This is a genomic window from Sulfitobacter sp. W002, from assembly GCF_025142135.1.
GTDB lineage: Bacteria > Pseudomonadota > Alphaproteobacteria > Rhodobacterales > Rhodobacteraceae > Sulfitobacter > Sulfitobacter profundi.
The window spans coordinates 3,113,550-3,133,992 of record NZ_CP081126.1 but is presented as its reverse complement, the minus strand read 5'-3'; the positions used below and the strand labels follow the sequence as shown (position 1 = coordinate 3,133,992).

The following is a 20,443-nucleotide window of genomic DNA, read 5'->3' as shown; positions in this document are numbered from 1 at the left end:
AACAAGCTCTACCCCCAGCCGCAGGAGCAGCAATGCACCGTGACGACGCGAAAGCAGATTGGACGATCCAAGCAGCAGACCGGCCCGCGATGGGTTGGCAGATGATGGCGGACGGCCCCAAGGATGACGACGACACCGAGTTGTTGACCAAGACTCGTCCCAAGACCAAACGTCCGCCGCTTTACAAGGTGATGCTGCTGAACGACGATTTCACCCCGATGGAATTCGTGGTGCATGTGCTGGAGCGGTTCTTTGGCCTGAACCACGCGCAGGCGTTTGAGATCATGCTAACGGTTCACAAAAAGGGGCTGGCCGTGGTTGGCGTCTTTAGCCACGAGATCGCGGAGACGAAAGTGGCGCAGGTGATGGATTTCGCCCGGCGTCATCAACATCCGCTGCAATGCACTATGGAAAAAGAAGAATAACACGTGATTGATCCGCGACTGGAACTGGCCCTGAACGGCGGTGGGCTGGACTTGCCCGAAACTGGGGTGATCGCCATCTTTCAGCCCCCCGTGGACGCTGATCTGGCCGGTTTGCCGCCCGAGCGCTGCAAGATCATTCACGATTTCAAACCGGCCTATGACGCCTGGACCGCGCGGGGCTATGAGGCCGCGCATTCGGTCGAAGGGCGCTATGCCGCCGCCATAGTCTGCCTGCCGCGCGCCAAACATGAGGCCCGCGCCTTGGTCGCGCAAGCCTGCGCCGTAAGCGACGGGCCGGTGGTGGTTGATGGGCAAAAGACCGATGGCGCGGATTCGATCCTGCGCGAGATGCGTGCGCGGGTGACGGTGCAGGGGCCGATCTCCAAGGCGCACGGCAAGCTTTACTGGATCGACGCGGGCTCAAGCGATTTCTTCACCGATTGGGAAGCTGGCCCCGCCCAGACGGAGGGCGGCTTTTGGACCGCGCCGGGGGTCTTCTCTGCCGATGGGGTCGATCTGGCCTCGGCGCTGTTGGTGGATGCGCTGCCCGATAACCTTGGGGCCGAGGTGGCCGATCTCGGCGCAGGTTGGGGCTTCCTCTCGGCGCATATCCTGACGCGACCCAAGGTGAAGACCGTGCATTTGGTCGAGGCCGGGCATTTGGCGCTGGAATGCGCGCGTCATAACGTGACCGATGATCGCGCCGTGTTCCATTGGGAGGACGCCACCGAATGGCAGCCGCCGCACCGGATGGACGCGGTGGTGATGAACCCGCCTTTCCACACCGGCCGCGCCGCTGAGCCACAGATTGGTCAAGCCTTTGTCGCCGCCGCCGCGCGTATGCTGTCGGGGCAGGGCGACCTGTGGATGGTGGCCAACCGGCATCTGCCCTATGAGTCGGAACTGAAGAAACGCTTTGCACAGGTGGCCGAGCTTGGAGGCGATGCGCGGTTCAAACTGTTCCACGCCACACGCCCGCTGACCCGGCGCCGCTAAGCCTTAAGGGGGTATCCCGATGTCATTCTCGATCTCTGGTAAGACAGCCATCATCACAGGTGCCGCAGACGGCATTGGCCTTGCCATCGCGCGGCATCTGGCCGACCGGGGCGCAAATGTGATGTGCGCCGATTCCAACGAGAAAAAGCTGATGGAAGAGTTGGGCGACACGCCGGACGACGGGAATGTCCGCGTTTTTGCCGGGGATCTACGCCAGCGGCTGACCATCGCCAACCTCGTCTCGGCCACGATCGACGCCTACGATCAGGTCGATATCCTTGTGAATGCCTCGCGGCAGGTGTTGCCCACCGATCCGCTGGATGTGGAAGACGGCTCGGTTGATACGCTGTTGCAGCAAAACCTGATGACGGCGCTGCAACTGTCGCAGCAGGTGGCGCGGCGGATGATAAAACAGGCCGAGGGCCAGACCGAGGGGCAGGTGGGGTCGATCATCAACCTCAGTTCCATCGCGGCACAACGTCACCAGCCGGATATGATGGGCTATGCCATCGCCTCGGCGGCGGTGCAGCAGATGACCCGCTCTCTGGCGCTGGTGCTGGCGCAGCACCGGATACGGGTGAATGCGATCTCTTTCGGGTCGGTGATGAGCGCGTCGCTGCGCGCCGCCGTGGCCGAAAACCGCGACTGGCGCGAGGATATTCGCGCGCATACGCCGCTTGGCCGTATCGCCGGGCCGAATGAACTTTGCGAGGCGGTGCAATTCCTCGCCGCCGAAAGCTCGGGCTTTATGACCGGTGAGATCATGACCATTGATGGTGGGCGTACCCTGCTTGATGTGGTCTCGGCCCCCGCGCATTAAAACCCGCGCATTAAGACGGGGCGGCAGTTTTCTTCGGCAAAAGTGAATTCATCCATCTTTCGCCCTTGACCCCAATGCCAAGCTGCCTTATCCGACGCGCCACGGCGTTATAGCTCAGTTGGTTAGAGCGAACGACTCATAATCGTTAGGTCCCTGGTTCAAATCCAGGTAACGCCACCATCCTCCCCCTTTTTCGTATGGCGATATGCCTGCTGGGCTGGCATTGGCCGCCTGCGCTTGGGTTGCACGCGGGGCTGGAAGGGATAGAAGATAGCCCACGCCCCGCGCGGGTTTGAGCAGATGAAAGCAGCCTTATGACCACGGAAAACTTCGTTCACGAGATCAACGTCACTTGGGGCGATTGTGACCCGGCGCAGATCGCCTATACGGCACGGCTGCCCTATTTTGCGTTGGATGCGATCAACGCATGGTGGGAGGCGCATTTCGATGGCGATGGTTGGTTCCAACTGCAGATCGACCGCAACATCGGCACGCCTTTCGTGAACCTTTCGATGGATTTCCGCAGCCCGGTCACGCCACGGCACAAGCTGATGTGCGAAACCTATCCGACGCGGCTCGGCAATAAATCCATCACCTTCGGCATGAAAGCGCGGCAGAACGGTGTGCTGTGTTTCGAGGGGTCGTTCACCTGCGTCTTTACCATCGCGGATGTGTTCAAAAGCCAATCTGCCCCCGAAGAACTGGCCCGCGTGATCAAACCACTGGTCCGCACCGACCTCGCCTAGGCGCAATCGGTCTGAGGCGGTTGAAGTTCCCCTAATTGCAGCGTCTTATCGCGCTGCATATCGAGGGAGACAGAGATGACGATCAGGACTGCGGTAATCGGATTGGGGATCATGGGCCGGCGCATGGCCGAGAACATGGTGCTGCACCCCGGCTTCACCGTCACCGCCATGTGGGATCCGGATCCTGCAGCCTGTGCCGCCGCGCAAAAGATCGCGCCGGAGGCGACAGTGTCGGCCACGGCGGCCGAGGCGATGGCCGATGTCGATCTCGTTTACCTCGCCTGCCCTCCGGTGCCGCGCAAAGCCTATGCGCTTAAGGCCGCGGCGGCGGGCAAGGCGATCTTCCTCGAAAAACCGCTGGGCGTGGACATCGCGGAGAGCCGCGTTTTGGTGGCCGAATTGCAGGCTGCGGGCGTCCCGGCGGCGGTGAATTTCACCCAAGCGGCGGGGGCGGCGCTGACCGATCTAACGCGGTCGATTGGTGAGGGTGCGCTCGGGGATCTCTGCGGTATCGACATCATCGTGACCTATCCGGCCTGGCCCCGCGCGTGGCAGGTGAATGCGGATTGGCTGCGCTTTGCCGAAGAGGGAGGCATGACCCGCGAGGTGATCTCGCATTTCCTGTTCCTGAGCGAGCGGGTGCTGGGGCCCCTGACCCTACAATGGGCCCATGCGGAATATCCCGACGCCAAACTTTGCGAGACCCATGTCGCGGCACGGCTGGTCAATGCCGAGGGCTTGCCGGTTTCGATCCTTGGCTCGGTTGGTGGCGTGCAGCCGGACCGGCAGGAGGTGACGGTGAAAGGGGCCAAGGCCAGCCGCCGCATCTCGGAGTTTGCCATCGACACCCTGTCGACCGGAGAGGCCTTCGCGCCGACCAACAGCAGCCCCACTGACACCCGCGCCACCAGCCTCAAAGCGCAGCTTGACGACATGGCGCTTCTGATGGACGGCGGCCCGAGCCGACTGGCCACGCCAGAAGAGGCGCTGCGCGTACAGGAGCTTATCGAAGGCATTTTGGCCAACGGAAGGACACAGTCATGACCGCCACGTTGCAGGCATCGCCCGAAACCTGCCACTGGGGCTACTTTGAGGCCAGCCGCCCGCCCGCGCTGACGATCCAAAGCGGCGACGAGGTGATCATCAACACCGTCTCTGGCGCGCCGAACTGCCTGCCGCCCGAAGGCTTCCATGTGCCGCCGGAACTTTACGACATCCACAAGGCCGGCCCGCCGCCGATGCCCGGTCATATCCTCACAGGCCCGGTGGCCGTCGAAGGCGCGACGCCCGGGGATGTGCTGAAGGTCGATATCCTTGATGTCGCGCTGCGGCAGGACTGGGGCTATAACTTCATCCGCCCCTTGGCGGGCACGCTGCCGCAGGATTTCCCCGAGACCTATCACAGCAACATCCCGCTGGATGCAGAGCGGGGCGTCGCCCGGCTGCCTTGGGGGCTGGAACTGCCCTTGGCCCCGTTCTTTGGCGTGATGGCCGTGGCGCCGCCGCCCGAATGGGGCCGGATCGCCACCATCGAGCCGCGCAAGCATGGCGGCAATCTTGATAACAAGGAACTGGGGGCGGGCAGCACGCTTTACCTGCCGGTCTTCAACGAAGGGGCGCTGTTTTCCTGCGGGGACGGGCATGGCGCGCAGGGCGATGGCGAAGTCTGCGTCACGGCGATTGAGACGGCGCTACAGGGCCGCTTCCGTCTGACCGTGCTAAAGGATCGGGCACTCAGCTATCCGCAGGCCGAAACGCCGAGCCATGTGATCACCATGGGCATGGCCCCCGACCTTGATCGCTGTGCCGAGATGGCTCTGCGAGACATGATCGCATTGGTGTCTGAGCGCGGAGGGATCAGCCGCGAAGACGCCTATGTGCTCTGCTCGCTGGCCGGTGATCTGCGCATCACCCAGACGGTGAACCGCGAAAAGGGCGTGCATATGATGATGGCGAAAAACCTGATCGGCGGTTAACGCCAGCGCCAACCAAAGAAAAAGGGCCGCATCGCTGCGGCCCTTTCGCGTTTCTACCTAGCGGCAGATCACTCTTCTGCCCAAGCCATCCGCGCCGGGTGGTATTCAAACCCGATGTGGTGCGCGGCACCCACCAACCCCTCACGGGTGTGGTTATAGAGCGAGCGCCAGTAGGGCTGGATCGTGACGCCATCGTCTTGCAGCATCTTCTCACCCTTCGCCATGATCTCGCGCCGTGCGTCGACATCGGCTGTGGCCAGCGCCTCGGAGAGCAGGGCGTCGAACTCGGGGTTGGCATAGCCAAACTCGTTCCATGCCTCGCCCGAGCGGTAGGCCAGTGCCCAGATTTGCACGCCCAGAGGCCGCGCGTTCCAGTTGGTGGAGGAGAAGGGGTATTTCACCCAGTCGTTCCAGAAGGTCGAGCCGGGCAGGATGGTCCGCTTGACCTTGATCCCCGCGTCACGCAGCTGCGCGGCCACGGCATCGGTCGTGTCCTTGCGCCATGCATCGTCGATCGAGAAGAGCTCATGCTCATAATCCGCCATACCGGCTTCTTCCATCAGCGCGCGGGCGGCTTCGGGATCGGTCTTGGGCGGTTCAACCTCTGCATATTCAGGGTGCATCGGGCCGACGTGGTGGTTTTCGGCCACGATCCCACGACCGGCATAGCCGAGTTCCAGCAGCACGGCGTTGTCGACCGCCAGTTGCAGCCCGTTGCGCACGCGCTTGTCTTCGTAAGGCTTCATGCCGTCGATTTCGGCCAATTGGTTGGGGCGGATCACAATGGTCGCCGCGGTGGCGATCTCGTTCTCGATCCAACCGTCGAGCGTGCTCATCACGTCGATGTATTCGCCTTCCATGGAGTAGAAAGCGTCGACCTCTTCGGCCTCGGCAGCGGCGATCCATGCGGAAGGGTCGGTGCCGTAGTCGATGTATTCCAGACGGTCGATGTAGGGGCCGCCAAAGACTTCAGTGCCCCACCATGTGTGGTCGGGGTTCTTGACCAACACGCTTTTCACGCCCACTTCGAGCGTTTCAGGCAGGTAGGGGCCGGTGCCCTTGGGGTTTTCCAACATGGTGTCGGGGTCGAAACCCTCGGGCGTGATCGCGGCGGGGTAGTCGGCCATGCCGGGGATCAACGTAATGTCGGATTTGGGCAGCTTCAGCTTGACCGTGTGGTCATCGACCACCTCAATCGCACCTTCGATGGCCTTGCCGGTTTCCTCGTCCACCAGCGTGGCGAAACGGCCCGCCATGGAGTTGCCTTCGAGCGATTTATCGCACCAGCCTTCGATGTTGCGCGCCACGTCTTGCGCGGTGAAGGCAGTGCCGTCGTTCCATGTCACGCCTTTGCGGACGTTTAGCGTGTATTCGGTGGCGTCGTCGCTGATCTCCCAGCTTTCCAGCAGGCCGGGGGTGAAGGTGCCGTCGTTCTCCCAGATGGCGAGGTATTCCAGCCAGCCGCGGCTGAAGTTGGCGATCTGAGACCAGTCATAGGTGCGCGGGTCTTTCAGGGCACGTACCTCCATCTGCATCCGCACGGTGCCGCCTTCCTTGAGGTTGGCATGGGCCGCCGCACGCGCGGGCGCGGCCATGCCGAGCATCCCGTAAGCTGTGGCGGACGTGGCCCCGAAGGCGCTCGCAATTGCCAGAAACTCGCGTCTGCTGACGGGGTCTTTCTTGGCGTTCTCGGCTGATGTCAGCACGGATTGCGGCAGCGGTTTTCCGGTGCGTGTCAAAAATTCCATGATTTTCCTCTCTGTTGGTGCGTTGGCCGTGGCCATCGCGGATCCCCACTTTTAAGGGTGGGGCAGGTGATGCAGTTGACCTGCTTTTGTCGCCTCTTGAGGTGGGCGCGGGGTGTTTAGTCTGCCGATCAGGCGCGTTGCGTCAAGCCTGTCGCGGGAAGTTGAGCAGCAAGCTAGCGCAGGAAACCGCCCCGGCAAGCGGGGTGGCCGGGAAAAACCACTAGAAAAATGGCGGTTTAGGCCAGATCACGCGCCGCTTTGAAAAGCGCGTCGAGCCGGGCCGGGTCGCCGAGTTCATTGGCCAGCATCAGCACCAGTCGTGCGTTCAGGGCGTGGCTTTCCGCTTCGCTCAGCCCTTCGTGGGCGGCCATGAGCGCGGCATAGACGGTGTCGCCCTCGGCGCCGAGGTTGTCTTGAAGGATCATGCGGTGGCTCCTTTCGCGCAGTCCAAAGCGCCGTCAAAGGCACGGTCAAAGGCGCGGGAAATCGCGGCGCTGTCGGGCTGGTCGAAGACGGCGCAGACATGGCCATCGGGGCGCAGCAGATAGAGGAACCCGCTGCCATAGCGCCGCTGTGCATGGCCATCCTTGCCCTGAAAACAGGGGTAGGCATCCTGCGATTGGTCGATGCCGATACGGCTCAGGCCGGGGATATCCGGGGCCGTGATCCCGCCGACCGCGAGCAGGGTGAACTGGCCCTGAACCTCGCCCAGCAGCCAGCGATCCCCCGCAGGTCCGGCAAGCGGCGCGTCGATCAGCGCGCTGCCGGGGCGCAGGGGGGCGTCGCCTGCAGTTTGCAGCGGGCTATGGGTCAGCGTGCAGGGTTGTGAGAGGCGGCCTGAGTTAATCAGTTTGCGGGCGAAAGGATGACGAGCGGCGAGGGTCAGCACCTCATTGCGAAACAGGGTTTCGATGGGCGATTTGGGGGTCATGAAATTGGTCGCGCGGGCGGAGTTGCGCATGTTCTCATCCGCGCCATGCCCGCGTTCGATGTCATAGCTCTCGATCAGGGTGGTGGGCGCGTCGCCCTGCACGACAGCGGCGAGTTTCCAGCCGAGGTTGTCGACATCCTGCACCCCGCCATTGCCGCCCCGTGCGCCAAACGGGCTGACCACATGGGCGCTGTCCCCGACAAAGACCACACGGTCATGCACGAACTTCTCCAACCGAGCGCAGCGGAACTTATAGACGCTCATCCAATCCAGTCGGAAAGGCGCATCGCCCAGCATCTGCTTCAGACGCGGCAGGACTTTCTCTTCGGTCGCCTCGGCCTTCGGGTCGGTTTCTGGCCCCAGTTGCAGATCGATGCGGTAGATATTGTCGGGCTGTTTGTGCAGCAGCGCGGATTGGCCGTTGTGAAAGGGTGGGGCGAACCAGAACCAGCGCTCGGGCGTGTCATGGTCGTCAAAGGGTGAGGTTTCCATCTCTACGTCGGCGATCAGGAAATGTTCGTCAAAGGTCTGGCCCTCGAAAGGCAGTCCCATGCGTTTGCGGGTGGCGGAGCCCGCGCCGTCGCAGGCGATGTACCAGTCGGTTTCCAGTTGATACGGGCCGTCCGGCGTCTCAATCGTCAGTTCGACGTGATCGGCGCGGCCTTTGTGATCGATGACTTTATTTAGAAAACGCAGGTCAATCAGGTCGGGAAAATCCTGTGCGCGTTCAACAAGGTACTCTTCGACATAGTATTGCTGGAGGTTCACGAAGGCCGGGTATTTATGCCCCGGCTCGGGCAGCAGATCGAAGTTATAGACCTCCCTCTCGCCGTAAAACTGGCGGCCCACTTTCCAAGTCACGCCTTTTTCCAGCATCCGCTCACCGATGCCTAGCCTGTCGAAAATCTCTAGCGTCCGTTTGGCCCAGCAGATCGCGCGAGAGCCGAGCGAGACGACATTGTTGTCATCCAGCACGACCGATCTCACGCCCCGCAGCGCCAAGTCCACGGCCATCGACAGCCCGATGGGGCCCGCGCCCACGATCACCACCGGGTGCCGTGGCTCGGGCGCGGTGAGGCCGGGCGGAGGGCTGTAGGGAAAAGGGGTGTAGGCATAGGCCATGGCGGTTTCCTCAGACAAGAGCACGCAAAAGCAGCAGGACAAGCAAGGCCAGCGTGGTCAGCGTCACCCGTCGGCGCGACCTGCGGTGCTCTGGCGCGCGCAGCATCTTTGACCAAACCTGTGCCGTATCGCGCAGCCCGGCGTAGGGCTGCCCGCTCCGGCGCGCAGCTTGGCGGCGGTGATCCATCACCAGTGCAAAGACCAGATAGAACCAGAGCGCCAGTGCCAGTATGATCAGCGCGGTAAGGAGCGCGGGCAGGGGCATCAGTTTGACAGCGCCTCCCACATCTCTTTGTCGCGCTTAGCCGTCCAAATGCGCGGCGTGTCGATGTCGAGCGCTTCGTCATAGGCGCGGGCGACGTTGAAGGGCAGGCAGTGCTCATAGATCGCATAGTCGCCGAACTTGGGGTCACATTCGGCGCGCACGGCGTCCCAAGCCTCTTTCAAGGTGCCGCCGCGCAGGGCCACGCGGGCCGCCGGACGGTAGGTGGAGCGCACGAAGTCTGCGGTGCTGTCAATCGCGGCATTAACCATCTCGCGGCCCACCAGCGCGTCGCCGCGACCCGGCGCGATGGCGTCGAGGTCAAAGGCGCGGATGCGTTCCAGCGTGCCGGGCCAGTCGTGAAAATGCCCATCGCCGCAGTAGCAGGCGGAGTGGTATTCGACGATGTCACCGGTGAACATGACGTTCTGATCGGGCACATAGATCACCGCATCCCCCGCCGTATGGGCGCGGCCCAACTGCATGATATCGACCCGGCGTTTGCCGAGATAGACGCTCATCCGCCCGTTAAAGGTGGTGGTGGGATAGGTCAGGCCGGGGATGCTCTCGTGGCCTTCAAACAGGCGGGGGAAGCGTTCAAATTCGCTGTTCCAATCTTCTTGGCCGCGCTCGGCGACCATGGCGCGGGCTTTCTCGGACATGATGATTTGCTGCGCGCCAAAGGCCGATGCCCCCAACACACGCACGGCGTGGTAGTGGGTCAGCACCACATGGCTGATCGGTTTGTCGGTGACCGAGCGGACGCATTCGATGACCTTATTCGCCAGACGCGGTGTGGCCTGCGCTTCGATGATCATCACGCTGTCGTCGCCGATGATGACGCCAGAGTTCGGATCGCCCTCGGCGGTGAAAGCGTAAAGTCCCTCGCCCACCTCGGTGAAGGAGATTTCCTTTTCGGTCATGTCGCCTTGGGATGCGAATTGCTTGGCCATGTGATGTCCTTCTGTCTTGGTTTGCCTGCGCGGTTGCGCGGCCTGTTCAGGAAAAGTCGATTGCCGGGCGGATTTTGCCGGTGCAGCTGCCGAAACCCACGCGAAAGCCGTCGCCCTGCGCATGCCCGGTGAGGGTCAGCGTGTCGCCGTCTTCGACAAAGCTGCGGCTGCTGCCGTCTGCGAGGGTGATCGGCTCTTTGCCGCCCCATGACAGTTCCAGCAGTGACCCGCGTTGTGATTTTTCGGGGCCTGAGATCGTGCCGGAGCCCAGCAGATCGCCCGCGTTCATCGCACATCCCGAAGAGGCGTGATGAGTCAACTGCTGGGCGGCGGAGTAGTACATCTCGCGGTAGTTCGTCCGCGCAATCTCCTCGGCCGCGCCCCCCTCGGGCTGGAGCAGCACCGACAGGTCGATGTCATAGAGGCCCGGTTTCTCTTCGTGCAAGTAGGGCAGGAGGTCCTTCTCGCGCTCAGGCGTCGAGGTGCGGAATGGCTCAAGCGCGTCGCGGGTCACGATCCAAGGGGAGATCGATGTGGCAAATGCCTTGGCCTGAAACGGGCCGAGGGGTTGGTATTCCCACGCCTGAATGTCCCGCGCTGACCAGTCGTTGAGCAGCACATAGCCAAAGATCATCTCATCCGCCTCGTCGATGCTGACGGGCTGGCCCATCTCGGTCGAAGTGCCGACGATCGCGCCCATCTCAAGCTCGATATCCAGCCGCTGGCAGGGGCCGAAATGCGGCGCATCGGCGTCTGGGGCTTTTAGCTGGCCATTGGGGCGGGTGATCTCGGTCCCTGAAACGACGACGGTAGAGGCGCGGCCATTGTAGCCAATTGGAATGTGCAGCCAGTTCGGCGGCAGGGCGTTTTCGGCTCCGCGAAACATCGTGCCGACATTGGTCGCGTGATGTTTGCCCGCGTAGAAATCCGTATATTCCGAGACCATCATCGGCATGTGCAGCCGCGCTTCGTCCATCGGCACCAGATGCGGTGCGACGGCGGCCTGATCCGGCGCATCCGCGCTGAGCAGTTCCACCAGCCGGGCCCGCAAGGAAGCCCATGCCGCAGGGCCAAGGTCCATCACATCGTTCCAATAGGGCACATCGAACACCGGCTCTTCGGCAAGGGTAATCAGCCCCTCTTCCTCCAAAGCGGCCATGTCGAGGATCTGATCGCCAATCGCCACGCCACAGCGGGCTTCCAGCCGATTGGTCGTGAAAACGCCGTAGGGCAGATTGTTGAGTGGGAAATCGGTATCGGCGCCGTTGGCGCTTTCCACCCAAGAGGTCATCAGGGTCATGTCGGTCCTTTCAGGGGGCAGGCGGGTCACTTCTTGCCCGGTGTGCCGTCAAATTTCTTCTCAAGGCTCTCCCAGCAGTCGATGTAATCGTCCTGCAGGGGGGCTTCTTTGGCGGCGAATTCGGTCAGATGCTGCGGGAAGCGGGTCTCGAACATGAAGGACATGGTGTTGTCGAGCTTATGCGGCGCAAGCTCGGCGTTTGACGCCCCTTCGAACGCATTCCGGTCCGGCCCATGCGGCAGCATCATGTTGTGCAGGGACATCCCGCCGGGGATGAACCCCTTGGGCTTGGCGTCATACTGACCGTGAATATTGCCCATCAGCTCAGACATGATGTTTTTATGATACCACGGCGGGCGGAAGGTATCCTCGGCCACCATCCAACGGTCGCGGAACAGCACGAAGTCGATGTTGGCGGTGCCTTCGACGCCCGAGGGCGCGGTCAGAACGGTAAAGATCGACGGGTCGGGATGGTCAAAGAGCACCGCGCCCACCGGGCAATAGGTGTTCAGGTCGTATTTCACCGGGGCGTAGTTGCCATGCCATGCCACCACGTCGAGCGGCGAATGCCCGATCTTGGTCTCATGGAACTGGCCGCACCATTTGATCGTCACCGTCGAAGGCGTCTCGCGGTCTTCAAAGGCGGCCACGGGGGTTTTGAAATCGCGCGGGTTCGCCATGCAGTTGGCGCCAATCGGGCCGCGGCCGGGCAGGTGGAACTTCTGGCCATAGTTCTCACATACAAACCCCCGCGCCGGACCGTCGAGCACTTCGACACGGTAGACCAGCCCGCGGGGGATGATGGCGATCTCTTGCGGGGCGATGTCCATCACGCCCAACTCGGTGCAAAAGCGCAGCGTGCCTTCCTGCGGGACGATCAGCAACTCGCTGTCGGCGGAGTAGAAATAGCTGTCCACCATACTGTCGGTGACCAGATAGATATGGCTCGCCATGCCGATTTGCGTGTTCACATCCCCCGCCGTGGTCATAGTGCGCATGCCGGTAAGCCAGGTCAGCGGCGCATCGGAATGCGGCACCGGATCCCAGCGGTATTGGCCAAGGCTGGTCACATCCTGCGGCTGATGCGGGGCGGATTTCCAATAGGGCAGGTCGATCCGCGCGTACCGCGACGAGTGTTTCACCGAGGGCCGGATGCGGTAGCACCACGTGCGCTCGTTCTGATGAGACGGTGCGGTAAAAGCGGTGCCCGAAAGCTGTTCACCATAGAGCCCGTAGTTGCATTTCTGCGGGGAGTTCATGCCCTGCGGCAGCGCACCGGGCAGGGCCTCTGTCTCAAAATCATTGCCAAAACCGGGCATATAGCCCGGATGCGTGCCCGAGGTGGTGGCCGCGGTTGTCATCGTCGTCGGCTTTGAATGGCTGGTCATCTGTGCCCCCTTGCAGAATCTGTTGCGACTGTAATAGTTGGATTTGTAACTAACAAGCGGTGTAGTATGGCGGACGAAGATTTTCAGCTTCAGTATTTTTTGCCCTACCTGTTGAACCAAGCGGCAGAGGCCTCATCGCTTGAGTTTCAGCAGATCTACAAAAGCCGCTATGGGATGTTGCGCGCCGAATGGCGGGTGCTGTTCCACCTCGGGCTCTACGGGCAACTCACGGCGAGTGAGATCGGCCAGCGCGCGCGGATGCATAAGACCAAGATCAGCCGCGCCGTGCACCGCCTGACGGAACGGCGTTTTGTCACCCGCACCCGCGACGATGGGGATCGCCGGGTGGAGCATCTGTCGCTGACCCGGCAAGGCCAAGCGGCCTATGACGATCTGCGCGCGGTGGCGCAGCGCTATAATGCGGCGCTCATGGACACGCTCGACCCTGCCGAGGCCGCAGTGCTGCGGCGGGCGCTGCTCAAGCTTTCGGATGTGGCGCAAGAGGGCTTTACTTAGGCTGCGGAAATCGCCACCGATGGCGTATGACAGATCAGACCAAAGGCCTCCTGCTCACCTTTCTCGGGGTGATGTGCATCGTTCCCGAAGCGCTTTTCGTGCGCGTCATCGACGCGCCGATGCTGACGCTGGCGTTCTGGAAGGTGACCCTCGTGGGATCGGCGATTGGCACAGGGTTGCTACTGGCCCAAGGCACCGCGCCTTTCCGCGCCCTGCGCCGCGCCGGTTGGGCCAGCGCGATTTACGTCGGCGGCGTGGCTTGCGCCGGGGTCGGCTTTGTGCTGGCTGTGCGCCTGACTTCGGTGGCGAATGTGGTCTTTATCCTCGCCTCATTGCCTGTCTTCGCGGCGATCTACAGCAAGGTCTTTCTGGGTGAGCCGATCAGCCGACGCATGTTCTTTACCATCGCGGCGGTGCTGGCGGGGCTTGCCGTGATCGCCTTTGGCTCGGGCGAGACCGAAAATGCCTCTCGTGCGGGGGACCTGCTGGCGCTGTCGATCTCGGCGATCTTTGCCGGGGCGCTGACTGCGGCGCGTCACGCACGCGCGGTGTCGATGGTGCCGGCGGTCGCGCTGGCCTATCTGCTGGCCGGAGCGGTGCTGCTTCCCGTGGCGCAGCCCCTGCAAATGCCCGCTGCAGAACTGCCGCAGATGCTGCTCTACGCGGTCTTTATGGCCGCCAGCGCGGGGCTCATCGCGCTAGGGCCGCGCTATATCTCAAGCGCGGAAGTCGGACTGTTGGTCTTGTTGGAATCCGTGCTTGCCCCGTTGCTGGTCTGGGCGGTGCTGGGCGAAGATCCGGGCGTCTACGCGCTGATCGGCGGCGGCATCGTCGTGGGCGCGCTGTTCCTGTCGAACCTCATTGCCCTGTCACGCCGCCGCCGTGTCGTGCCGCCGCTGCCTCATCACTAACTTCAAAAGTCGGGGGTGACGCCCGGCAGGTCCAACGCCTTGATCAATTCGCGCAGTTCCTGACGCGCAGCGATGTTGGAGATATTGAGCTGTTTCACCCCGATATCTTTGAGGTCCAGCAGCGTTAGGCCGCGCGGAAAAAGCTCCCGAAAGATCACCCGCTCATTGAACCCCGGTGCGGTGCGAAAGCCGATCCGCTTGCTGAGATTGCCAATCGCCCGCTCCATCTTTTCTTTGTTCACCATCCGCTGCGCACCCAGACGGTTGCGCACCACGACCCAGTCAATCGCCGAAAGCCCGGCCTGCGCGCGCAGCTGCCGCGCATTCCAAACCATCTCGGAATAGACCGATGGCCCGGTGATCTTTTCCCCATTGGCATCGATATGGGCCAGCAGGTCAAAGTCGATGAAACTGTCGTTAAGCGGGGTGATCAGCGTGTCCGCCAGCGAATGCGCGACCTGGCTCAGCCGGGTATGAGAGCCGGGACAGTCGATCAGAATGAAATCATTGTCCGGCTCTAACTCCGCCACAGCCGCGCTGATACGGTGGTCATACATGTTCTCACCGGGGCGCAGGCTGCTGGCCTCCACATCCGGCAATTCGCAAAGCGTCGGACTGGCAAGCGTCAGACCAGAGTCGCGCATGAAATCACGGCGGTTCTCGATGTAGCGGCCAAAGGTCCGCTGCCGCAAGTCGAGGTCCAGCCCGCTGACCTTATGGCCAAGGCGCGCCAAGGCCGTCGCCACATGCATGGAAACGGTCGATTTGCCCGCGCCGCCTTTTTCGTTACCGACGACGATTATATGCGCCATACTGCTGTCCCTTCGCGCCTGCCGCTTCAGCAGGATATTGTTGAGCCGCACTATATGTAGGGTTCTCCGCTTTGGAAAGTGGCGAGGCGGCTTGTTCAGCCCGACCGTGGCAGCGCTGCCGCGTTTGGACAACAGAGGGATTTGCCCTATTTTCACCAGCTAAGGCCCAGTGTAACACCGCGCCTTACCGCCACGACTGGCGGTCCAAGTAACCGTTCAATCAAGGCCCCCTCATGGCAGATCACAACCCCGGCACATCCAGCAGTTCAAAACCGACAACCGCGCGGGGCGCGCTGCCGTCTTTGGGCGCAGTGATCGCGGAATTCGCGCTTGTCTGCCTGCTGGTGGCTCTGGTGCCGGTCACGGTTTACCTTGATACAGCCGTTCTGGGCGATGGCGTCTCCGAAGACTCGCTGACAGAACACATGCACAACACCCTGCTCGCCATCGCAGCTGCCATCTTCATGATGGGCGCATACAAACACGTGGGCATGCGGGGCTATCTCACATTGGCGGCCACGCTCTTCGCCTGCATGTTTCTGCGCGAATATGATGCCGCGCTCGACCGTATCCAACACGGCTTCTGGATTTATCCCGCCCTCGTGACACTGGCCGTGGGCAGCTTCATCGCGTGGCGCAACCGCGGGACAACGCTCCTGTCGATGCTGCACCATTTGCAAACCCGCTCTGCCACCTTTGTCTATATCGGCGTGGTGCTGCTGCTCTTTTTCTCGCGGACCTTCGGCACCGGCGCTTTGTGGGAGGCCGTCATGGGCGCCGCCTATGACCCCCAAGTCAAAACCACCGTCCAAGAAGGCACCGAACTGCTCGCCTACCTGCTGATCGCCTACGGCGCGGTGCTCTCGCACCTGCACGGCTACGGCGCCCAAGCCGCTTTACAAGAGCGCCGCCTCTAACCCCGGCCTCCTCCACGCGCGCCGTTCTCCACCGATGCGCAGCCCTCCCCCCATTTCATCCTTTTAAAAATACCGCCGCACCGCCTGCCACATACGCCCGGTCTCGGCCCCATTCCCCGAAACGCAAAAGGCGCGACCCATAGGGGCCGCGCCTTTGCATTCGCAATGTAGGGTAGGCTTAGAAGCCCAGACCTGCATATTTGTTCTTGAACTTCGACACGCGGCCGCCGGTGTCCATGATGCGGCCAGTGCCGCCGGTCCACGCGGGGTGCACGGAAGGGTCGATGTCGAGCGACAGTTGGTCGCCTTCTTTGCCCCATGTCGATTTCATTTCCACAACGGTGCCGTCGGTCATTTTGACGTTGATGATGTGGTATTCGGGATGTGTATCGGTTTTCATCGACCAGTCCTTTATGCGTTCGCGCGGGGCTTGTAGTGAGCGTTTTCGACGATCCGTGCGGATTTACCGCGACGGCTGCGCAGGTAGTACAGCTTGGCGCGGCGCACGCGGCCACGGCGCACAACAGTGATGCTGTCGATGTTGGTCGAATGCAGCGGGAATACACGTTCCACGCCTTCGCCAAAGGAAATTTTGCGCACGGTGAAAGACCCGGCAATGCCGTGACCGTTCTTGCGCGAAATGCAGACGCCTTCGTAGTTCTGCACACGGGTGCGGGTGCCTTCGGTGACTTTAAAGCCAACGCGAACGGTATCACCGGCACGGAAGTCGGGGATCTCTTTCCCCAGTTCGGCGACTTGTTCCGCCTCGATCTCTGCGATCAGGTTCATCTGACCTATCTCCTATGATGTTCGCGGTATTCCACGAAATTATGTCGCGACCCAGAGCTTCGGGTTCTATCGGGCAGCGCCGGGATCATTCTCGATCACAAGGGCCCCCGCCGGAGGTATCGTCGTCATTACTTTGTTCGTTTGCGCCGAAACGCAAAGCACCGGAGTCGCCAAAGCGATTCCGGATGCGCGGGGTATAGGGGGCAATCGCTAAAGGATCAAGGGGGCTGTCGCCGCCTTGATCCCCAGTTTTGTAGCTCAGCGCATCAGGCCAGCGCAATCACGCCCAAGACAACGAGCAGGAAAAGCACCAGCACGATGCCGATCAGCACTTTCGCCCCGGTCATCGCAGCCCCCGACACGCGGCCAAAGCCCAAGAGAGCCGCCACAGCGGCGACGATCAGCAGAATGAGAATAAGTTCAAGCATTTGGTTTCTCCCTCTAATATGGGGGACCAACGCGCCGCGCGGGGGCGGGTTCCCTAGGGGCCGCTTGCTTAACCTTTGCCCTCAAACGCGGCCCACATGTCGGGGCGGCGTTTGCGGGTCAGGTCTTCGGCCTGCGCTTGCCGCCATTTTGCGATCTCGCCATGGTTGCCCGACATCAGCACAGGGGGGATTTCGCGCCCCTCCCATGTGGTGGGGCGGGTGTATTGCGGGTGTTCCAACAGTCCCGAGGCGTGGCTTTCCTCTTCGATGCTTTCGGCATTGCCCAGCACGCCGGGCAGCAGGCGCACGGTGGCGTCGATCATCGCTTGGGCTGCCAGTTCGCCGCCCGTCATGACGAAATCGCCCAAGCTGACCTCGGTGATGCCGAAATGTTCGATCACCCGCTCATCGACCCCTTCAAACCGCCCGCAGAGCATCGTCACCCCTGCGCAGCTTGCCAGATCGCGCGCCATGGCCTGATCGAACCGCCGCCCGCGCGGCGACATGTAAAGGATCGGCCAGCGCCCATGAGCGTGGCTTTGCGCGCGGGCAAGTGCCGGGCCGACAACATCGGCGCGCATCACCATGCCCGCCCCGCCGCCCGCGGGGGTGTCGTCGACGTTGCGGTGTTTGCCGATGCCGAAATCGCGCAGGTCGTGGGTGTGCAGCTGCCAGCGGCCTTCGTGCAAGGCCTTGCCGGTCAGGCTGGCCCCCAGCACGCCGGGGAAAAGATCGGGAAACAGGGTCACGATCCGGGCTTGCCAGACATCGGCGTAATCGGGCGCGTCTTGCATCAAGGCGCGGGGTGTCAGGCTGGGCCGTGCGCTTTGGCGTCCGTGAGAGCGGGTGGGTTTCATGCGGTTCCTGCCTGTGTCAGTAGGGCGATCTTGGCGCGGCGGCGCGCCTGAGGGTCATCGGCGTGTTGGCGGTTGGCGTCAAGCAGAGCCTGCAGAAGATCCGCGGGCAAGCGTCGGTTCTCGGGCGGTGGCAGCGTTAACTGCGCCATGACCTCGGGCGGCAGCTCGCACAGATCCAGCAGCGGGGTTGCCGGGCCAAGCGGTAGGTCGCAGCACGCCTCCAGCCGCGTGTGATGCACCGGGCAGGGCAGGCGGCGGGCGATTGTCTCGACCACCGTGTCCAATGTCGCCGCAGGGGCGTAGCGGGCGGTGAACTCGGCAAAGTCCAGCGTCATCGACGAGGCTTTGACATGTTCCCAATAGGCCGAAGCGATCCACTCCGCCGGGTCACGGGTCGAGAGGTAGACCATGATCTCTGCCCGGGAAAACCACTGGCGCAGGCTGCGGATGAAGCTGTCCAACAACTCGGGCGCGGCGCTGTAATCGGCCAGATCGCCCCGGCCCGGCAGATGGCCCGCCAGTTCCTCAGCCGAGAGGATAAGGGTCCGGCGTGGCATCCGGGGCAGGGTGTCGAGCAAGGCGTCGAAGCGGTGTTCGGCCTTGAGCAGCGTAAGCGGATCGCGCCATGTGGAATAGCCGCGCGCGGCATGCAGCAGGTCTTTCATCTGCCAACGCAGGCGCAGCGCGACATAGGGTTTCAGCGCGCTGCGGTTCGCGCGCAATGTGGCCTGAAGGGAACTGGTCCCGGTCTTGTGAAAGCCGGGGTGCAGGATGATCCGGCGGGGCATCATCCGGCTCCGGTCTCAGCCATCCTTGCCATCCGGCAGCACGCCCAAGGGCGGGTCGGCAACGATCCGGCCCGATGCAAGATCGACGGTCGGCACGGCGGCCTTGGTGAAGGGCAGGAATGTGGTGGCCGAGGTGCCCGCCAATTGCAGTTCCAGCAGGTCGTCCGCCCCGTGGTTTTGCACCGTTTTCACGCGGCCCAGCAGCGCGCCGCCGGTGTCATAGACCTCAAGCCCGATGAGGTCGGCGTGGTAGAACTCATCATCCGGCAGGCCGGGAAGTTGGTCGCGCGCGGCAAAGAGCGAGACACCGCGCATGTCGTCGGCCTCTTCCTTGGTGGTGATCTCGGCGATGCGGGCGGCAAAGCCGTTCTTGACCGGGTGCAGCAGAGCAAGGGTGAAGGTCCGGCTGCCATCCTCGGTGCTCAGCGGGCGGTAGCCCTCGATGTCTTCGGGCACGGCGCAGTAGCTTTTCACGCGCACTTCGCCGCGCACGCCGTAGGCGCCCGCGATGGCACCGACACAGATCAGGTCTTGGTCACTCATTGCAACAACTCCGAATTCACGCAGATCGTCCCGGTCCATTCTCCGGCCCCGGCTTTGCATTCGTCCTGCATTAACTGCCGATCGTAGCGGATGCCAAGGACAAAGCCGAGCACGAGCACGGACAGAAGGAACAGTAGCTTTTTCATTAACGGGCCTCGACCTTCAGGTGCGGGGCGCGCACCTCCCACCCCTTGGTTTCCAGTTCTGGCGTTAGGCTGTTGTCCTCGGGCCAGCCCATGCAGACATAGGCCACCAGCGACCAGTCGTTTGGAACGGCAAGATCACGGTTCAGCCGCGCAGGGTCAAGCACGGAAACCCAGCCCAGCCCAAGGCCATGGGCGCGGGCGGTGAGCCACAAATAGTTGATCGCACCCACCACGGAATAGCGGCGCATCTCGGGCATTGTCCCGGCACCAAGGCCGCTGCCTTTGTCGGTGCTTTCATCACAGTAAACTGCCAATTGCTCAGGCGCGTCGCTCATGCCCGAAAGCTTGAGCCCGGCATAGAGCGCGGCCTTGTCACCGTCATATCCGGCAAGGGCGCGGGCATTGGCTGTTTCGAAATTCTCAAGCGCGGCTTGGCGCGCGGTGTCAGATTGCACGCGAATGATCCGCCATGGTTCCGACAGGCCCACAGAAGGGGCGAGGGCAAAGCTGTCGAGGCAGGTTTGCACCAGTGCCTCGTCCAGCGGGTCTGTGCGAAAGCGGCGCACATCGCGCCGCCATCGCATCAGGTCGTGCAGCCCGGCACGGAAGTCTTCAGAGAATGCATCCATGCCGGGCGCTCGCGGCTTATTCTGCGGAAGCTTCTTCAGCAGGGGCGTTGGCAGCTTCAGCAGCGGCAGCGGCTTTATCGGCCTTCTCCTGCACGCGCTCTTGGGCTTTCTTGCCCGGTGTGCCCTTTTTGGGGTTGTTACGCTCGGTCTTTTCGCGAACGCCAGCGGCTTCCAGCATACGTGTCACACGCTCGGTCGGCTGGGCGCCTTTGGCGATCCATGCTTCGATCTTTTCAACGTCCATCTTTACGCGGTCTTCGCTGTCTTTGGGCAGCAGCGGGTTGTAGGTGCCCAGCTTCTCGATGAAGCGGCCGTCGCGCGGCATGCGGCTGTCGGCTGCAACGATACGGTAGAAGGGGCGCTTTTTGGAGCCGCCGCGGGCGAGACGAATTTTCATGGCCATGATGAGTAGTCCTTTGAGTTGGTAAGCAAGAAGGGGC

The 20,443-nt window shown here is 62.4% G+C and carries 26 protein-coding genes and 1 tRNA gene; 10 read left to right on the top strand and 17 right to left on the bottom strand.

Going from position 1 to position 20,443, the window contains the following annotated elements; all coding sequences use genetic code 11:
• Positions 1-101 precede the first annotated feature (101 nt).
• The 7 genes from clpS to K3758_RS15510 all read left to right on the top strand — a co-directional run bounded on the left by clpS (position 102) and on the right by K3758_RS15510 (position 4,963).
• Positions 102-425, top strand: coding sequence for an ATP-dependent Clp protease adapter ClpS (gene clpS, locus K3758_RS15540; RefSeq protein WP_120352290.1), 324 nt, complete (start codon positions 102-104; stop codon positions 423-425).
• Between the two features lie 3 nt (positions 426-428).
• Complete coding sequence (locus K3758_RS15535) at positions 429-1,421, top strand: class I SAM-dependent methyltransferase (protein WP_259946433.1); 993 nt, start codon at positions 429-431, stop codon at positions 1,419-1,421.
• Positions 1,422-1,440: 19 nt separating this feature from the next.
• Positions 1,441-2,241, top strand: a complete 801-nt coding sequence (locus tag K3758_RS15530; RefSeq protein ID WP_067939675.1) for an SDR family NAD(P)-dependent oxidoreductase — start codon at positions 1,441-1,443, stop codon at positions 2,239-2,241.
• A gap of 103 nt (positions 2,242-2,344) precedes the next feature.
• A tRNA-Met gene (locus tag K3758_RS15525) sits at positions 2,345-2,421 on the top strand.
• Between the two features lie 134 nt (positions 2,422-2,555).
• On the top strand, positions 2,556-2,987 hold the full coding sequence (locus K3758_RS15520; RefSeq protein WP_259946432.1) for a thioesterase family protein: 432 nt from the start codon (positions 2,556-2,558) through the stop codon (positions 2,985-2,987).
• A 75-nt stretch (positions 2,988-3,062) separates the two neighbouring features.
• Entirely contained in the window at positions 3,063-4,031 is a 969-nt protein-coding gene (locus tag K3758_RS15515) for a Gfo/Idh/MocA family protein (protein WP_259946431.1), read from the top strand.
• Positions 4,028-4,963, top strand: a complete 936-nt coding sequence (locus tag K3758_RS15510; RefSeq protein WP_259946430.1) for an acetamidase/formamidase family protein — start codon at positions 4,028-4,030, stop codon at positions 4,961-4,963. The genes K3758_RS15515 and K3758_RS15510 overlap by 4 nt, the downstream gene beginning before the upstream one ends.
• Positions 4,964-5,031: 68 nt before the next feature.
• On the opposite strand, the gene K3758_RS15505 is transcribed toward K3758_RS15510, so the two are convergent.
• From K3758_RS15505 to hmgA, 7 genes are all read right to left on the bottom strand, one after another.
• A complete protein-coding gene (locus K3758_RS15505) occupies positions 5,032-6,711 on the bottom strand; it encodes an ABC transporter substrate-binding protein (RefSeq protein WP_259946429.1) in 1,680 nt (559 codons plus the stop codon).
• Positions 6,712-6,947: 236 nt separating this feature from the next.
• Positions 6,948-7,136, bottom strand: coding sequence for a DUF2783 domain-containing protein (locus tag K3758_RS15500; protein WP_259946427.1), 189 nt, complete (start codon positions 7,134-7,136; stop codon positions 6,948-6,950).
• The gene (locus K3758_RS15495) at positions 7,133-8,764 is read right to left on the bottom strand and encodes an FAD-dependent oxidoreductase (RefSeq protein WP_259946425.1); all 1,632 of its coding nucleotides are present in this window, start codon (positions 8,762-8,764) and stop codon (positions 7,133-7,135) included. The genes K3758_RS15500 and K3758_RS15495 overlap by 4 nt, the downstream gene beginning before the upstream one ends.
• A gap of 10 nt (positions 8,765-8,774) precedes the next feature.
• Positions 8,775-9,029 carry a hypothetical protein gene (locus K3758_RS15490; protein WP_259946424.1) on the bottom strand — a complete coding sequence of 85 codons (255 nt, stop codon included), beginning with the start codon at positions 9,027-9,029 and terminating at the stop codon, positions 8,775-8,777.
• On the bottom strand, positions 9,029-9,979 hold the full coding sequence (locus K3758_RS15485; RefSeq protein ID WP_259946423.1) for an MBL fold metallo-hydrolase: 951 nt from the start codon (positions 9,977-9,979) through the stop codon (positions 9,029-9,031). Before K3758_RS15485 ends, K3758_RS15490 begins: the two co-directional genes overlap by 1 nt.
• Positions 9,980-10,025: 46 nt before the next feature.
• On the bottom strand, positions 10,026-11,279 hold the full coding sequence (gene fahA / locus K3758_RS15480; protein ID WP_259946422.1) for a fumarylacetoacetase: 1,254 nt from the start codon (positions 11,277-11,279) through the stop codon (positions 10,026-10,028).
• Positions 11,280-11,305: 26 nt separating this feature from the next.
• On the bottom strand, positions 11,306-12,667 hold the full coding sequence (gene hmgA / locus K3758_RS15475; protein ID WP_409202608.1) for a homogentisate 1,2-dioxygenase: 1,362 nt from the start codon (positions 12,665-12,667) through the stop codon (positions 11,306-11,308).
• Positions 12,668-12,733: 66 nt separating this feature from the next.
• Here hmgA and K3758_RS15470 point away from each other — a divergent pair, with 66 nt between their 5' ends.
• Both K3758_RS15470 and K3758_RS15465 read left to right on the top strand, forming a co-directional pair.
• A complete protein-coding gene (locus K3758_RS15470; protein WP_259946421.1) occupies positions 12,734-13,183 on the top strand; it encodes a MarR family winged helix-turn-helix transcriptional regulator in 450 nt (149 codons plus the stop codon).
• 26 nt (positions 13,184-13,209) lie between these two features.
• Positions 13,210-14,094: a DMT family transporter gene (locus K3758_RS15465; protein WP_259946420.1), complete on the top strand. Its 885-nt coding sequence runs from the start codon at positions 13,210-13,212 to the stop codon at positions 14,092-14,094.
• 2 nt (positions 14,095-14,096) lie between these two features.
• Here the strand turns inward: K3758_RS15465 and K3758_RS15460 are convergent, their stop codons facing one another.
• Entirely contained in the window at positions 14,097-14,906 is an 810-nt protein-coding gene (locus tag K3758_RS15460; RefSeq protein ID WP_259946419.1) for a division plane positioning ATPase MipZ, read from the bottom strand.
• A 233-nt stretch (positions 14,907-15,139) separates the two neighbouring features.
• Here K3758_RS15460 and K3758_RS15455 point away from each other — a divergent pair, with 233 nt between their 5' ends.
• A complete protein-coding gene (locus K3758_RS15455; protein ID WP_259946418.1) occupies positions 15,140-15,823 on the top strand; it encodes a hypothetical protein in 684 nt (227 codons plus the stop codon).
• Positions 15,824-16,001: 178 nt separating this feature from the next.
• Here the strand turns inward: K3758_RS15455 and rpmE are convergent, their stop codons facing one another.
• The 9 genes from rpmE to rpsP all read right to left on the bottom strand — a co-directional run bounded on the left by rpmE (position 16,002) and on the right by rpsP (position 20,406).
• Positions 16,002-16,223, bottom strand: coding sequence for a 50S ribosomal protein L31 (rpmE, locus tag K3758_RS15450; protein ID WP_067262252.1), 222 nt, complete (start codon positions 16,221-16,223; stop codon positions 16,002-16,004).
• Between the two features lie 11 nt (positions 16,224-16,234).
• The gene (rplS, locus tag K3758_RS15445; protein ID WP_067627182.1) at positions 16,235-16,612 is read right to left on the bottom strand and encodes a 50S ribosomal protein L19; all 378 of its coding nucleotides are present in this window, start codon (positions 16,610-16,612) and stop codon (positions 16,235-16,237) included.
• Between the two features lie 266 nt (positions 16,613-16,878).
• Complete coding sequence (locus K3758_RS15440; protein ID WP_082849512.1) at positions 16,879-17,040, bottom strand: DUF1328 family protein; 162 nt, start codon at positions 17,038-17,040, stop codon at positions 16,879-16,881.
• Positions 17,041-17,108: 68 nt separating this feature from the next.
• Complete coding sequence (gene trmD, locus K3758_RS15435) at positions 17,109-17,897, bottom strand: tRNA (guanosine(37)-N1)-methyltransferase TrmD (RefSeq protein WP_259946415.1); 789 nt, start codon at positions 17,895-17,897, stop codon at positions 17,109-17,111.
• Positions 17,894-18,685 (bottom strand): hypothetical protein, encoded by a 792-nt coding sequence (locus K3758_RS15430; RefSeq protein ID WP_259946413.1) that lies wholly within the window; start codon positions 18,683-18,685, stop codon positions 17,894-17,896. The genes trmD and K3758_RS15430 overlap by 4 nt, the downstream gene beginning before the upstream one ends.
• 15 nt (positions 18,686-18,700) lie before the next feature.
• Positions 18,701-19,228: a ribosome maturation factor RimM gene (gene rimM, locus K3758_RS15425; RefSeq protein ID WP_259946411.1), complete on the bottom strand. Its 528-nt coding sequence runs from the start codon at positions 19,226-19,228 to the stop codon at positions 18,701-18,703.
• Entirely contained in the window at positions 19,225-19,374 is a 150-nt protein-coding gene (locus K3758_RS15420; protein ID WP_162931880.1) for a hypothetical protein, read from the bottom strand. Before K3758_RS15420 ends, rimM begins: the two co-directional genes overlap by 4 nt.
• Entirely contained in the window at positions 19,374-20,003 is a 630-nt protein-coding gene (gene bluB, locus K3758_RS15415; RefSeq protein ID WP_259946409.1) for a 5,6-dimethylbenzimidazole synthase, read from the bottom strand. The genes K3758_RS15420 and bluB overlap by 1 nt, the downstream gene beginning before the upstream one ends.
• 16 nt (positions 20,004-20,019) lie before the next feature.
• On the bottom strand, positions 20,020-20,406 hold the full coding sequence (gene rpsP, locus K3758_RS15410; protein WP_067939640.1) for a 30S ribosomal protein S16: 387 nt from the start codon (positions 20,404-20,406) through the stop codon (positions 20,020-20,022).
• Positions 20,407-20,443: the final 37 nt, after the last annotated feature.